The organism is Streptococcus suis (genome assembly GCF_046032535.1).
Taxonomy (GTDB): Bacteria; Bacillota; Bacilli; order Lactobacillales; family Streptococcaceae; genus Streptococcus; species Streptococcus suis_AK.
In genome coordinates this window covers 1-14,666 of sequence record NZ_JARQPL010000031.1, presented here as the reverse complement: position 1 = coordinate 14,666, position 14,666 = coordinate 1, and the positions used below count along the sequence as shown (strand labels likewise).

Here is a 14,666-nt window from a genome sequence, read left to right as displayed (position 1 = left end):
TGCCGCCTGACTTTCTTTATTTCATTAATTATTTCCCAAGCAACCAACGGTCGTCTTCACTGATTTCCTGGTAAAGACTTCGCTCGCTCTTATGCTTGATTTTTTGATAGGCTAGACGTTCTCCGTCTATTGGGACTTTACCACAATAGACATAGCCTAATTTTTTTAGAATGTGCTGCATTGTCTTATTCTGCTCGTGGGTATCACAGCGGAAATCCGGTCCTTTTTGACCTTCAATTAAACCTTGCAAAAAAGTTTGTATGATTCCTTGACCACGAAATTCGTCAGCTGCTGCAATTCTGTGAAATGTTGTATATACAGGATGATTGTGCTGCCATTTTCCTTCATATATGGCCTCATATTCTGCTTCTTGACCACGATGAACGGCGGCATAAGCTGCCACCTTACCGTCAACTAGACCAACGTAACCTCTGCCAGAAAGAATGTCATCAAAGATATCCTCTTTATTTGGATACTCTCCCTGCCATTGATTGATACCGGAGGTTGCTAGAAATGCACGAGCATCTTCAAGAATATCGACAATAGCCTCCAGCTCATTGGGATGTGCTAATCTAATTTCCATTAAGCATTCTCCGTTGCAAATTTTTTCATGAATTCAATCAATTCAACCACACCTTGACGTGGGAAAGCATTATAGAGCGACGCCCGCATCCCACCTACTGAACGGTGACCTTTGATGTTTTTAAAACCAGCTGCTGTTGCTTCTTTGACAAACTTGGCATCCAATTCCTCACTTGGTGAGACAAAAGGAATGTTCGCTACTGAACGCTCTTCTTTTTTACGAACAGGGTTTGTATAGAAATTAGACTGGTCGATATAGTCATAAAGCAAACCAGATTTTTCACGGTTGATTTTTTCCATTTCGTCCACACCACCGATTTCTTTTACCCATTCAAAGACGAGTTTAGAAATATAGATAGAATAAGCTGGTGGTGTATTGTAAAGTGATTCATTTTCTGCTTGAATGCGGTAATCCAACATGCTTGAAAGCATTGGTTGGTTGTTGAGGAAATCCTCACGCACAATGACAACTGTTACTCCAGCTGGACCAATGTTCTTCTGAGCACCTGCATAAATCATGGCAAAATCTTCAACATTATAGCGAGCCGCTAAGATGTTTGAAGACATATCGGCAATGACTGGCACACCATTGGTATCAGGAATATCATAAACTGCTGTTCCTTCAATAGTGTTATTTGTTGTCAAATGCACGTAAGCAGCAGTTGGATCAATATCGTTTTTATCAAAGGTTGGCAATTCTGCATAGGTGATATCTTCCGTAGAGCCAAGCAAAATTGGTTCAAAGGCAATTGTTTTAGACAGCTTCACAGCCTCAGTATAGGCTTTTTTACCCCATGAGCCACCGACAAGATAGTAGGCTTTTTTACCTTGGGCAAAGTTGAGAGGAATCATGGTAAATTCCAAAGAAGCTCCACCTTGTAAGAACAACACCTTGTAGTTTTCTGGAATGGCCATCAATTCACGCAGGGTCGCTTCAGCACCTTTAATAATATCATCGAAGTCCTTGGAGCGATGGGACATCTCCAAAACACTCATTCCCGAACCATTGTAGTCCAAGAATTCAGCTTGGGCACGTTCAAGCACTGGTTTTGGCAATACTGCAGGACCTGCAGAGAAGTTGTAGATTGTCATAAAATCCCTCCATTAAGTTAGTCTGTTCATTGTATCACAAATATTCAGACAATTCCATAAAATATGCTGAGTTCTCAGAAAAGGTACGGAAAATACCTAAAAACTAAAAAGACCAAGCATTAGCCTAGTCCATGATATATATCGTATACTTCTTGTTTTTTGAGTTGGTAGCGTTTGGCCACTTCTTTGATAGCCTGATTAGGTTTTATGCCACTTGCAATTTCCCTTTCTACCTCAGCCTTCAAGTCTACTTCGTCAACAGAAGGATAGACTTCCTCACCAGCACCCTCGACAATAATCAAGCATTCTCCCTTAAGTGGATTTTCTTCCAAATACTCTAGTAATTCGGAAATGCTTCCTCTCTGGTATTCTTCGTATAACTTGGTCAATTCTCGAACAACTGTTACCTGACGATCACCATAAACTGTCAACATATTTTCTAAGGTATCTGCCACACGATATGGAGATTCATAGAAAATTTGCGTCTCAGGATAGGTCTTTTTTTCTTGGAAAAATTCTTTTTGCTGCCCCGATTTTCTCGGTAAAAATCCATAAAAAATATGTGGTTGGGGTGCCAAACCAGATGCAATCAAGGCTGTAATTCCTGCCGATGCTCCTGGAAGTGCTACAACAGGAATATCTTCCGCAATCGCTGCCCCTACCAGGTCATGGCCAGGATCCGAAATGGAAGGCAAGCCTGCATCAGAAACTTGCGCAATGGACTGACCAGATTTGAGCCAATCAATCAAAACTGGAATTTTTTCATGGGCATTGTGTTCATGAAAGGATATTTGCTTGGTTTCTACTTCAAAATGTTTGAGTAGGAGGCCTGTATTTCTCGTATCTTCCGCTGCAATTATATCCACCTCTTTCAAGATCTGAACAGCTCGGAATGTCATATCCTGTAAGTTTCCAATAGGTGTTGGCACCAGATATAAAGTCCCAAAACTCGTCTGTCCCTTAAATGATTTTTGTACTTTCATCCTAATCTCGATTCAATAATTCTACACAGAACATACAAGGTTCATCATTATCCCTACGTTGACCATAAGAGAAGGTACAAATATGGAAACCATCTTCGTAAATATTCTCCAAATTCTCCTTACCAAAGTTGGAAGATTTATGGCCTGTCTTATCTTCTTTTTCCAAACGTTCGCGCAACTTGGAATTTTCCAAGCGGAGGGTCGTATTTTCATCAATAACTCCCTGTAAATGCTTTTTGATAGCATCCACTTCTGCCAACGTGGTTAGAAGATTCTGCGAAAAATCATCTAGGGCATCAAAAATTTCTTTTTTATCCATTATCTCCCTTTCATTTATTTTACAGAGTTATATACTCTAGACTATTTTGTAGACTTACGTTTGCCTGCCACATCTTCTTAGCCTTAAGAACAGCATCCATTTTTTCACGTACGTTTGCCGATTCCATCATTTTCTCAGATAATATCAGACTCAGAAGGTCAAACAAACGTCCCTGCTCAGCTTTTTCCACAGCTAAAGACACTAGGATTCCAACTTGCAAATAAGCACGTGTAGGCTCCACCAAGAGCAAGTCTGTAAATTTCTTTGCCTGTCCCATCAAATCTAAAAAGTTTTTATTTTCTGCTAACTTTTTCGCTTCTTCTTGACTTGAAACCAGTTGAGCTAAGAGATTCGCTTGTGTTTTTAACAAGCCCTCCTCTTCTAACATTCGCTCCATGGCCGGAATATTTTTAGGAAAACCTATAATCTGTGTCCGACTCTTGATAGTAGGAAGGACAGCTTCTTCCTGATCGGTCAATAAGAAGATGTGAATGGCTGACTGAGGTTCTTCAATCACTTTTAGCAAAGAGTTGGCTGCGTTAGCATGCATCTTCTCAGCATCACGAATAATGAAAACCTGCTTATTGGATTCAAATCCAGATTGTGAAAAATTCTTAACTAATTCACGTATCGTATCTGTTTTGATAACATTTCCCTGCGGTGCAATAACAGTAAGATCTGAAAACTCATTTGCTTCAATTAGACGACAAGACCGACACTTCTGACAAGGAAGGACGCCTTCTTTCTCCTGACAAAATAACGATTGACTGAGAAAAATTGCCATATCAAAACTAGCAAAGTCACCTGAAAATAGATAGGCATGCGCCAAACGTCTCTGCTCTAAAATTGTCACAAAGCGTTGAAATACATTGGGTTGTAAGTTTCTAAGTTCTTCAATCTTCATGTTCTTTCTGCAAACCGTTTCCTAATGACCGCCAGAGTATCTGCAACAACAGCCTCTAGTGGCTGACTGGCATCAATCTTTACAAACCGCTCTGGTTCCTGCTCTAAAATATTAAGATAGCCTTGACGCACCCGTCTATGCATATCTGCTTTTTCCATATCCAAGCGATCCACATCACGGTCAGCATTGCGGGCAATTCGAGCCAGCCCTTCTTCTGTATCAATATCAAAATAGAGGGTTAAATCTGGCTTTAAACCATCTGTTGCAAACTGGTTGAGCCAATGAATGTCGTCTATATCCAAACCCCGTCCAAATCCTTGATAGGCAATAGAGGAATCGATAAAACGATCAATCAAGAGCAATTTCCCCTGTGCCAAGGGTGGAAGAATCTTTTCTTTCAAATGCTGACGTCGTGCTGCAATGAACAATAACAGCTCCGTCTTATCATCCATTTCAGTATTTGCAGGGTTCAAAATAATATTGCGAATTTCTTCTGCAATAGCCACCCCACCTGGCTCTCTAGTTGTGACTACTTCTGGCCCCAATTCCTGCAAGGCTGGCAATAACTGTTGCAATACCGTTGTTTTCCCTGCCCCATCTGGACCTTCAAATGTAATAAAAAAACCGTTTCTCATCTTTCCCTCGCTCTTAGTACCAGTATGCACAGTCCAGCACTTCACTTATGAAGACTGGTTCTTAGATATTCATTCCATTTTACCAAAAATTAGTCAAAAAATCACTTGAAAATTGACTTGTTTTTAAGGAGAAAATCTTTTAAAATTGATATACACACATATTCGGAGGTGCTTATGGTTCGTTTGAAAAATATTTTACTTATTTTGCTTGGTGCAGGGCTATTTGCCTTTGGGCTAAATTATTTAATCATGCCCAATCGTCTATTCGAGGGTGGCGCAACTGGATTGACGCTGATTATTTACTACCTTTTTCATATTCAACCTTGGATAATGAACATTGTGATTAATATTCCATTGTTCATCCTCGGGTGGAAAATACTCGGAAAGAAGACTCTCTATCTCAGTATCTTAGGAACCTTTAGCGTTACCTTTTGGTTGGCCATTTTTGAAAAAATCCATTTTTCAATCAATCTACAACAAGATTTGATACTCGTTAGTATCCTTGGTGGGATTCTTATGGGACTAGGATTAGGAACCATCTTCCGTGCTGGCGGAACGACTGGGGGAAGCGATATTATTGCTCGTATAGGTCATAAATTCCTACCTTACTCCATTGGACAAATCATTCTTGCAGTTGACATCCTCATCCTAACTCTGATTGTTATTGTTTTTAAAGACCTCCGAACAGTTCTATATACTTTAATGATGGTTGCTATTGCTTCCAAGGTTATTGACTTTGTCACGGAGGGCGGATATGGTAGCAAGGGTGTTATGATTGTTTCTCAAAAATCTGACCAATTGGCTCAGGCTATTGATTGTGAAATCGAGCGTGGTGTCACCTTTATCAAAGCACAAGGTTTCTACAGCAAAGCCAATGTCAACATGATTTACTCGGTCATATATAAGAGCCAACTCCAAGAGATGAAGGAGCTTATTCATCGCATTGACCCCCACGCATTTATCACCATTACAGACGCACATGAAGTACTCGGTGAGGGATTTACTTTAGATCGAGATAAAAAACCAATAGAACGCCATTAAACAAACCTGCAGTTTCGCTGAACTGCAGGTTTTATATTATTGATTGGTTTCAAGTGGTTGCTCTGCCTCAGACTGTGCTTCTTTGCCTTGCTCCAGCAAAGCAGCAATGATTTTTTGATCGCGTAGCTTAACAGAATCATTGATAGTCTCTGCAGACCGTACAATAGCTGCTTCCAACTCCCGACGTTTCTGACGCCCTTCATCTATAGCTGCAATAATGCCATTATTTTGGGCAACCAAACTTTCTGCCAATTTGGTAACAGATGCTACTGAAAGGGTCGGATTCTGAGCTGTGCGTTCCATCATCGGGATGGCTTCTTTTGACGTATCCGCCAGCATTTGAAGAGCCGCATTGTTGGCATTAACAATGGTATCCGCTGTCTGACTAGACTTGATAGACTGTTGGAGGATACCCAACTGGGCAATTGACAGCTTCATTGTTGGAATGGTATTGCGGCGCAACATACCCAAACGTTGCTTCATATCCGACGAAACTTTGACAAGATTGCGCATTTGTGGTGTTGTTGTCCAGGCAACATAGAGGCGACTCATGTACTCAGAATGTTGTTGTTCGAGGATATTAGCAACCTCTGTTACACGTGCTAACTTCTCAGAAGCTACTTGATAATCTACCGTAGTTGGTTGCAGACCTGCCAAGCGTTCTTGCTCTGCTTTTGCTCGCTGGGCAGCCTCTTGACCAGTCGCTTCAATAAAGGCGATGACCCCCACCAAATTCTCGATAGACTTGGTATTATTTTCAATCAAAAGCTCTGCAGAAACAATATTGCGCGCCAACACCTCTTCCTGCTTGACCACACTGGCTGCCATGCTATCCATTTTCTTTTCAATGGTCTGCGAATCAAAATAAAATTCCTGCAAATCATTTTTGGTCTGCTTGAACAGGCGTTGGAAGAAACCTGGTTTCTTTTCTAATTCAGCAGTTGTGGAAATGTCCTTATACTTAGCCACAAAACCATTCAATTCACGGTTGGTATTGGCCAAAAGCTCATCCACCTGTGGAATTTCAATCTTCTTCTGTTCTGACAAAATGTGATTGACCGTGGCATTGACTTCTTCTACCGCTTCCTTACCAAAATCCAAGAGGGCATTTTGATTAGCTAAGAAATTATCCACCAATTGGGGAGCCTTGGCACGAATACCTGTTTGTTGTTCCGGTGTCAACTGTGCCAAGAAAGACACTTTTGAATTATCTCCAGTCGGAGTCGCTTGAATAAGCTCTGTTGTCTTATCTTTGGTTGATAAACTATTATTAGCAATCTGATCAATATCGAAATTAAATCCTGACATCTTCTCTATTCCTCTTCTCTTTTCATCATACGAAGACTGACTTCAAAATCTTTCATATCCGCTTCGTTAAATTGTTTGATGGTATCATCCAAATCCTTATCAAACATTTCCATGGCTGATTTTGCCTGCACCAATCGTTCTTCTGCGTTAAAATAATCTTTCGGTGATTTTTTGATTTTCAAATAACCCTGTAAAATATCGTTAAACCGATTCATATTGGCCTCATGGATAGCTGTCAATTCTTCCCGCTTATCTGTCGCCTTTTCCAGCTTTTCAAGAATAACAAGATTGTCTCTTTGAATATTACAATAGGTTTCTAGAATTTCAGGAGCTAAATCCGCTATCATGCCTTGTTCATCCATCACAGCATTACCACCAGTAGAAACCTGTGTGTCAGTATTTTTTTCTGTTTTAGCTTCTGGCAGTTTTAAATGATATTTTAGTTGCAAGGTATCTACAACTTCTTTACTTTCATATCCATTCAGATATTTACCAACTTTTTGATAGAGCTGATCTAATTCAAATAATTGTCCTAACAGTCTGTTTCGCAACTGTAACACAACCTTATCCTCACCCTTTTCCACCAAGAGCTCTTGATGCTTTTCATAACCCGAACGAATAGATAGCGCTAATACCTGCAAGCGTTTTATAGAATCTCCATTCAAAAAACGCTGGATAGCCTCTCTCTTGTAAAAATAGCCAATTAAGAGCCCAATGGGCAATAAGATATACCAGAAACTCATGACAAAACCGATTGCCAATAAAACAAGGAGGGCCACAAGTCCTGAATTATTTTTACCATATTTCTTATACTTTTTATATTTGTACCCCATAGAGCCTCCTCATACGTGATATACTTTATTATATCACATTCCCCTAAAATACTAGAATGATAGCTAAAGAAAAAAACCGAGAAATCTCGGTTTTTAAATGTTTTTAGCAACAGTCGGAACCAAGCTATCCACTTGGATACCTGCACCCTCGAAAAGAGTTCGAACTTCTTCAACATCAACTTTTCCGTCAATCTGCACTTCGATGACAACTTTTCCAGACTTGGTAGCAAGTTGCACAGTAGATACAATATTATAATCCTTATCCGCCACCAATCGAATAATTTTTTCTAACTCCCCTGCCTTATTTTCAACAAGGAACCGAGCGCGTACTCCTTCTTCTCCATAACCTGAGACATGAAGAAAAGCTGCAAATATATCACGATCAGTAATGACCCCATATAGTTGACCGTTGTCAACAACTGGAAGAATCCCCACTTTGTTTTTATACATGAGATAAGCAGCATCTTCAAGACTAGCATAACCTGAGACTGTGATAACATTCTTAATCATCACATCCTTGACCTTAGTCTTATTCAAAAGGTAGTTCATCTCGTAAATAGATAGGCTAGTTGCCTTCGATGGACTAGCTTCTGCGATCGTTCCCTCAGTGACCAAACCAACCAACTTATCATTTTCAATAACAGGTAGACGGTGCAAATCCTGTTCACGCATAATATCTGCAGCGTGTGCAATGGTTGTATCTGGTGAAATATAAACAACTTTACGGGTCATAAAATCTTTAACAGACATAGGACTTCCTCCTTTGGTAAATCATACTTTATTATACCACAAATCCGAAAACGATTTCAATATTTAATGAAAAGAAATGAAAATCAATTCTTATCCAATACCTTGAAAGGAATGTGGGAATAATCTCTGTGCGTTTTTAAAAATTCCAAGGCTTCTTTTTTTACCTGTACGAGATTGACACCTTGGGTATTGGCTCCATAGACACAGCCACAATAGCACTGGCGATAAATGTCATACTCTTCACACATTTGAACTGAACGCTGATAGCCTCCATTTTTCTTAAAGTCACTCGGAAGATACTGGGTATCGTATAATTTCTGCACCTCAATCCCAACAGCATTGATGGTCTGCGAATTCTTATGTGGACTGATTGTCAAAGCCGAACCAAAATAGTCAAAACCAAGCTCAACTGCCTTCTCCGCAGTCTTATCCAACCGATAATCATAGCAAACCTTACACCGATCTCCTCCCTCTGGCTCATTGGCAAGATGCTGAGTTTTCTTGAAAAATTCCTGAGGGCTATAGTCAGCTTCTAGGTAGCCTACCGACTGTCCAGTTTTCTGATTAAATTCTTTGACAAACTGGGCCGTCACGGCTGCCCGCCGCTGGTATTCCGCCTTTGGATGAATATTGGAATTCGCAAAATAGATGGTTACATCTGCATATTGAGTCAAGTACTCCAATGTATAGGTCGAGCATGGGGCACAACAGACATGCATGAGAATGTTCGGTCGAAGCCCAGCTTCCTGCCACGTGCTTGCCATTTTTTGAAACACTTTATCATAGTTAACCTTTTGATTCGGTGATAGAGTCGATAAAATCTCTTCAACTTTAATCATACAAACCTCCAAATATACATTCATTATACTATATTTGAAGACCACTGCATAGATAGCAATAACATGAGAGAACACTCCCCATTTCCAACCTAAAAAGGTCCCTCGGACCTTGATATAAAGAAAAACGCCTGCCGGCGTTTCTCATCTCCAACCTAAAACAACCCGTCAAGGTGGGGACAAACCAGCAACATGCATTACTGGTTTTCCTATCTCCCGATTAAAACAGCCCAATCTTGATATAAAGAGAAACGCCCGCCGGCGTTTCTCATCTCCAACTTAAAACGTGGGGTAACCCACTTATAAAGAAAACCGCTTACCAGCGGTTCTCATCTCCGACCTAAAAAGGTCCCCCGGACCTTTTTAGCCACCCAGATATGCTTTTTTGACTTCTTCTGAGGCGAGGAGTTCTTTTCCTGTTCCTGAGAGGACGACTTTTCCTGTTTCTAGAACATAGCCACGATCTGCGATAGCAAGGGCTTTGTTGGCATTTTGCTCAATCAAGAGGACAGTTGTTCCTTGTTTTTGAATATCTTGGATGATATCAAAAATTTCTTGAATGAAGATTGGAGCCAAGCCCATTGACGGCTCGTCAAGGAGCAAGAGTTTTGGTTGACTCATTAGGGCACGTCCCATGGCCAACATCTGTTGCTCACCACCTGAAAGGGTAGCGGCATCTTGGTTCTTACGCTCCTCCAAACGTGGGAAGCGCGCAAAGATTTTTTTCAAGTTTGCTTGGTTTTCTTCACGATTGTTGCGAAGGAAGGCACCCATTTCCAAGTTTTCCATAACAGTCAAGCCTGCAAAGACATGTCGACCTTCTGGAACTTGTGACAAACCGTCTGCAACGATTTTACGAGCAGGAACTTTTTGAATCTCATTTCCAAGGAAAGAGATCGTTCCAACTGATGGACGGACAAGTCCTGAAATAGTACGAAGGATAGAGGTTTTACCAGCACCATTAGCACCGATAAGTGTTACAACTTCACCTTCATTAACCTCAAAGCTAACATCTTTAACAGCTTCGATAACACCGTAGTTAACGGAAAGATTTTTTACTTCTAACATTGCCATTAAGCTTCACCTCCAAGGTAGGCTTCAATTACACGCTTATTATTACGAATTTCTTCTGGTGTACCATGGGCAATCAAACGACCGTACTCCAATACGTATATCCGCTCCGTCACTTCCATAACCAAGCTCATATCGTGTTCGATCAAGATGATAGTAATGCCAAATTCTTCTTTGATTTTACGGATGAGTTGGGTCAATTCTGCCGTTTCTTGTGGGTTCATACCAGCCGCTGGCTCATCCAAGAAAAGAATTTTTGGTTCAGTCGCAAGGGCACGAACGATTTCCAGACGACGCTGTTGGCCATACGGAAGATTTTTAGCTAATGTATCTGCATCGCCATCCAAATCAAAAATCTTCAAGAGATCAATTGCTTTTGCTTTTAATTCTTCTTCATTTTTGTAGAAGGCTGGTAGGCGGAAGAAACTTGCAAAGACATGAGCCTTGCCATGATTTCCCAAACCAATCAAAACATTTTCCAAAACGGTCATATTTTTGAACAAACGAATATTCTGGAAAGTACGACCAAGACCAAGCGAAGCAATTTTTGATGGTGCTTTACCGTTCAAAATAGTCCCTGCAAGAGAAATTGTCCCCTCGCTTGGCTCATAAACACCTGTTAAGAGGTTGAAAAGAGTCGTTTTACCAGCACCGTTTGGACCGATAAGACCAACCAATTCCCCTTCATGAAGTTCCATGGTCACGTCACCAACGGCAGTCAGGCCACCGAAGTTCTTGGTTAAATCTTTTACTTCAAGTAATGCCATTACTTAACCTCCTTCTTCTTGAGTAGAGCCGCTACACTGAATTCCTTCGTTCCCAAAAGACCTCCAGGACGGAAAATCATCAAGAGAATAAGAGCTAATGAATAGATAATCATTGAAATATCAGAGTAACTCTTGAGGAATACGTTCAAAATACCAAGTACAATTGCTGCTACAAAGGTACCTGTAATAGAGCCCAAACCACCCAATACAATGATAATCAAAACGTTAACGGAGGTCATAAAGGCAAAATCTTTCGGAACAATTGTCCCAACGTATCCTGCATGGAGACCACCTGCAATGGCTGCCGTCATAGCACCAAATACAAAGGCTGAAACTTTAACAAATGTTGGATTGACACCTACAGATTCTGCCGCAATTTCATCCTCACGAACAGAAATTGTAGCACGTCCCATTGGACTACGTAGGAAGTTAACTGTCACCAAGGTTGTGATAATTACAAAAATATAAACTAAAGGCCAGCTTGTAAAGAGTGGAATAGACATAATACCTGCTGCACCATTCGTTACACTACCACCATTGATAATTAAAATACGAATAATCTCTGCAACACCAAGGGTCGCAATAGCAAGGTAGTCACCTTTCAAACGCAATGTTGGAAGACCTACTAAGAGTGCTACACCTCCAGCAACCAACATACCGACAAGCAAGGCGATGGCGAAACCACCATAAGATGGCATCATTTTCCCAAGGATACCCACTGCGTAGGCACCAATAGCCATGAATCCAGCATGTCCAAGTGAAAATTGACCTGAAAAACCGACAATCAAGTTTAAGCCGACAGCCAAGATAATCTGAATACCGATTTGCTGTACAATTTGAACATAGTAAAAATTCAAAATACCAGCTGAAACAAGTCCCTGAATGATTCCAAAGCCAGCTAATAAGATTGCCAACCAAATTGCATTAACTTTTAAATTTTGCTTCATGGTTACACCTTCTCTTTCACATTTTTACCAAGAATACCACTTGGACGAACAAGGAGTATGATGATTAATACAGCATAAACGATCGCATCACGGAAAGTATCCAAACCGATTACATATGTAAATGTTTCAATAATACCGATAACAAATCCACCAAGTGCTGCACCTGGAATAATACCGATACCGCCCAATACTGCCGCAACAAAGGCTTTCAGACCTGGCGTCATCCCCATCAAAGGCTCTATCTGGTTATAGTAGAGACCTAGGAGAACACCCGCAGCACCCGCAAGAGCTGACCCAAGAGCAAAAGTAAAGCTGATTGTACGGTTTACGTTAATCCCCATCAACTGAGCCGCATCGCTATCTACAGAGACCGCACGCATGGCTTTCCCCATTTTTGTACGTTTGACAATTAATTGAAGAGCGACCATCAACGCAAGCGATACACCAAGAATAATCAACTGGATATTGGTTACAGAAACTGGGCCAAGGTTAAAGGTCACAGCTTCGATTGCTTGTGGAAAGGCTTTTACGTCTGCTGTAAAGAATTTGACCATAGTGTATTCCAAGAAGAAGGATACACCGATAGCCGTAATCAAAGCTGCTATACGCGTTGAATTACGCAAAGGACGATAGGCTAAAAACTCTATAACGACACCGAGAATAGCCGTCCCTACCATCGCTAGAATGAGAGCAACAAAGAAACGCGTTCCACCATCTGCAATAAAAGTTAAATTGTTTAATAGGAAGTACCCCATAAAAGCACCCATCATATACAAATCACCATGGGCGAAGTTAATGAGTTTGATAATTCCGTACACCATGGTATAACCAAGGGCCAAAAGGGCATAAACAGAACCAAGAATCAAACCATTGACAAGTTGTTGAAGCATAGGTTCACCAATCTTTCTAAATATTTTTCGAGCTCAATAGCATTGTTACATTATACAAAATTTTCTGAAAATAAGCAAGTTAGATAGGGAGTTTAATCATTACCGAAAATTTTACCCAAATTTTATATCCGCATGTCTACTATTCTATACATTCTGACAAGTGAAAAAGAGGGAATTCCCTCTTTTCATCCACTATTAGTCAATAGAGATAGTATCTACAGATGATTCTTCTCCGTTTGTTAAACCAACAACATAAACTGATTTAACGACATTGTGCTCTTTGTCAACAGACATTGTACCAGTCACACCTTCAAAGTCTTTCAGAGCTGCAAGATTAGCCTTCACTGCTGCTGAATCAGCTGTACCTTTTGCTGCTTCTGCTGCCATGTAAACTGAGTCGTAAGCTAGAGCTGAGAACATTGATGGCTCTTCATTGTATTCTTTCTTATATGCATCATAGAATGCTTTGGCTTTTTCACTTGCTGATGTTACAAATGCAGAAAGGTAGTAAACATTTGATGCTGCTGATGCAGTTGCCAATTCAGTAAATTGTGGTGAGTCAAAACCATCTGAACCAAGAATTGGTTGATTCAAGCCAAGTCCACGAGCTTGCTTCACAATTGTACCTGTTTCATTGTAGTAACCAGGCATGATGATAGCATCAAATTCCTTATCTTTCAATTTTGTCAAAGCAGCTTGGAAATCTTTATCGCCAGAAGCAAATGTGATTTCTGAAACGATTTCTCCTGTGTATGCTTTCTTGAACGCCTCTGCTACACCCTTACCATAATCAGAAGAGTTGTCAAAGTAAAGAACAACTTTCTTAGCTGACAAGTTCTCAGTAGCGTATTTAGCCATAATTTGACCTTGATACCCATCTGTAAAGGTTGTACGGAAGAAGTATTCTTGGACCTCACCTTTATCGTTCACAACCAAGTTTGTTTGAGTTCCTGAAGGAGTAATCATAGGAACACCAGCAGATGTCAATGCTGGAATAGAGGCTGCTGAAGCTCCTGATGTAGCTGGGCCAATCACAACGTTTGCCCCTTCACTTGCCAAGCTTGTTGCAACAGTAGCTGCCTCTGCTGTTTCAGACTTGTTGTCTTTTGTGATAACTTCGATTTTTTTGCCGTCAATACCACCCGCAGCATTGATTTCTTTCACGGCAAGGTTGGCACCTTTTTCCTCTGTTTGACCATAAGATGAAACCGCACCTGACAACTCCAAGTTGTAGCCGATTTTAAATGTATCACCTACAGAAGAACCTGCGGCTGAAGTATTGGTTGTCGAAACATTACCACATGCAGCGAGTAGAGCTGCAGAGGCAAATGTAGCAAGCGCTACTGCAAATTTTCTTGTTTTCATGAAAACTCCTTAAATCTTTCTTAAATTTTACGATGTATCCAATATACTGAATTATCTGAAAATTGTCAACAAAAAAAGAAAAAATTTTAAAAATAAAAAATTAGCAGGAGATACATACCAATGTCATTAAGTTAACTAACCTATCACGTTTTGTGGTAGGTTAGTTTTTTCTATGGTACACTAAAAATAAAAGGGGAAAAGTCATGCTAAATCAGATTAAAGCTCATTTACTTGATAGTATTAACGACATCGTTTCCACCGCAAACCAGTTTGTGCTTCATCCTGAAAAAGATTTTAGTCGGCAAAGTCAGCTAACGATGAAAACCATGATTCAAGCTATACT

At 40.4% G+C, this 14,666-nt stretch carries 16 protein-coding genes and 1 pseudogene; 2 read left to right on the top strand and 15 right to left on the bottom strand.

Going from position 1 to position 14,666, the window contains the following annotated elements:
- Nucleotides 1-28: 28 nt before the first annotated feature.
- The 6 genes from P7J58_RS09075 to tmk form a co-directional block, all read right to left on the bottom strand.
- Complete coding sequence (locus P7J58_RS09075; protein ID WP_408556189.1) at nucleotides 29-583, bottom strand: N-acetyltransferase family protein; 555 nt, start codon at nucleotides 581-583, stop codon at nucleotides 29-31.
- A complete protein-coding gene (gene serC, locus P7J58_RS09070; protein ID WP_408556188.1) occupies nucleotides 583-1,674 on the bottom strand; it encodes a 3-phosphoserine/phosphohydroxythreonine transaminase in 1,092 nt (363 codons plus the stop codon). Before serC ends, P7J58_RS09075 begins: the two co-directional genes overlap by 1 nt.
- A 119-nt stretch (nucleotides 1,675-1,793) precedes the next feature.
- Nucleotides 1,794-2,657, bottom strand: a complete 864-nt coding sequence (rsmI, locus tag P7J58_RS09065; RefSeq protein ID WP_408556187.1) for a 16S rRNA (cytidine(1402)-2'-O)-methyltransferase — start codon at nucleotides 2,655-2,657, stop codon at nucleotides 1,794-1,796.
- Between the two features lies 1 nt (nucleotide 2,658).
- Nucleotides 2,659-2,976, bottom strand: a complete 318-nt coding sequence (gene yabA, locus P7J58_RS09060; protein WP_002935361.1) for a DNA replication initiation control protein YabA — start codon at nucleotides 2,974-2,976, stop codon at nucleotides 2,659-2,661.
- A gap of 19 nt (nucleotides 2,977-2,995) precedes the next feature.
- Nucleotides 2,996-3,880, bottom strand: coding sequence for a DNA polymerase III subunit delta' (locus tag P7J58_RS09055; protein WP_408556186.1), 885 nt, complete (start codon nucleotides 3,878-3,880; stop codon nucleotides 2,996-2,998).
- Nucleotides 3,877-4,515: a dTMP kinase gene (gene tmk, locus P7J58_RS09050; protein WP_408556185.1), complete on the bottom strand. Its 639-nt coding sequence runs from the start codon at nucleotides 4,513-4,515 to the stop codon at nucleotides 3,877-3,879. The genes P7J58_RS09055 and tmk overlap by 4 nt, the downstream gene beginning before the upstream one ends.
- A 174-nt stretch (nucleotides 4,516-4,689) precedes the next feature.
- Here tmk and P7J58_RS09045 point away from each other — a divergent pair, with 174 nt between their 5' ends.
- Entirely contained in the window at nucleotides 4,690-5,556 is an 867-nt protein-coding gene (locus P7J58_RS09045) for a YitT family protein (RefSeq protein ID WP_105104801.1), read from the top strand.
- A 36-nt stretch (nucleotides 5,557-5,592) separates the two neighbouring features.
- Here the strand turns inward: P7J58_RS09045 and P7J58_RS09040 are convergent, their stop codons facing one another.
- From P7J58_RS09040 to P7J58_RS09000, 9 genes are all read right to left on the bottom strand, one after another.
- Entirely contained in the window at nucleotides 5,593-6,864 is a 1,272-nt protein-coding gene (locus tag P7J58_RS09040) for a toxic anion resistance protein (RefSeq protein WP_099833230.1), read from the bottom strand.
- A 5-nt stretch (nucleotides 6,865-6,869) separates the two neighbouring features.
- Nucleotides 6,870-7,697, bottom strand: a complete 828-nt coding sequence (locus P7J58_RS09035) for a hypothetical protein (protein WP_044690346.1) — start codon at nucleotides 7,695-7,697, stop codon at nucleotides 6,870-6,872.
- A gap of 93 nt (nucleotides 7,698-7,790) precedes the next feature.
- Nucleotides 7,791-8,447: a CBS domain-containing protein gene (locus P7J58_RS09030; RefSeq protein ID WP_002935353.1), complete on the bottom strand. Its 657-nt coding sequence runs from the start codon at nucleotides 8,445-8,447 to the stop codon at nucleotides 7,791-7,793.
- An 83-nt stretch (nucleotides 8,448-8,530) separates the two neighbouring features.
- The gene (locus P7J58_RS09025) at nucleotides 8,531-9,286 is read right to left on the bottom strand and encodes an epoxyqueuosine reductase QueH (RefSeq protein ID WP_029187747.1); all 756 of its coding nucleotides are present in this window, start codon (nucleotides 9,284-9,286) and stop codon (nucleotides 8,531-8,533) included.
- 360 nt (nucleotides 9,287-9,646) lie between these two features.
- On the bottom strand, nucleotides 9,647-10,357 hold the full coding sequence (locus P7J58_RS09020) for an ABC transporter ATP-binding protein (RefSeq protein WP_029186199.1): 711 nt from the start codon (nucleotides 10,355-10,357) through the stop codon (nucleotides 9,647-9,649).
- Entirely contained in the window at nucleotides 10,357-11,121 is a 765-nt protein-coding gene (locus P7J58_RS09015) for an ABC transporter ATP-binding protein (protein ID WP_029186198.1), read from the bottom strand. The genes P7J58_RS09020 and P7J58_RS09015 overlap by 1 nt, the downstream gene beginning before the upstream one ends.
- Nucleotides 11,121-12,068, bottom strand: a complete 948-nt coding sequence (locus P7J58_RS09010; RefSeq protein ID WP_029186197.1) for a branched-chain amino acid ABC transporter permease — start codon at nucleotides 12,066-12,068, stop codon at nucleotides 11,121-11,123. Before P7J58_RS09010 ends, P7J58_RS09015 begins: the two co-directional genes overlap by 1 nt.
- A 2-nt stretch (nucleotides 12,069-12,070) precedes the next feature.
- Complete coding sequence (locus tag P7J58_RS09005) at nucleotides 12,071-12,958, bottom strand: branched-chain amino acid ABC transporter permease (protein WP_024378397.1); 888 nt, start codon at nucleotides 12,956-12,958, stop codon at nucleotides 12,071-12,073.
- A gap of 195 nt (nucleotides 12,959-13,153) precedes the next feature.
- Nucleotides 13,154-14,323, bottom strand: coding sequence for an ABC transporter substrate-binding protein (locus P7J58_RS09000; protein ID WP_100881557.1), 1,170 nt, complete (start codon nucleotides 14,321-14,323; stop codon nucleotides 13,154-13,156).
- Between the two features lie 203 nt (nucleotides 14,324-14,526).
- Here P7J58_RS09000 and P7J58_RS08995 point away from each other — a divergent pair.
- Nucleotides 14,527-14,666 (top strand): annotated as a pseudogene (locus P7J58_RS08995) (IS4 family transposase); the annotation flags it as partial.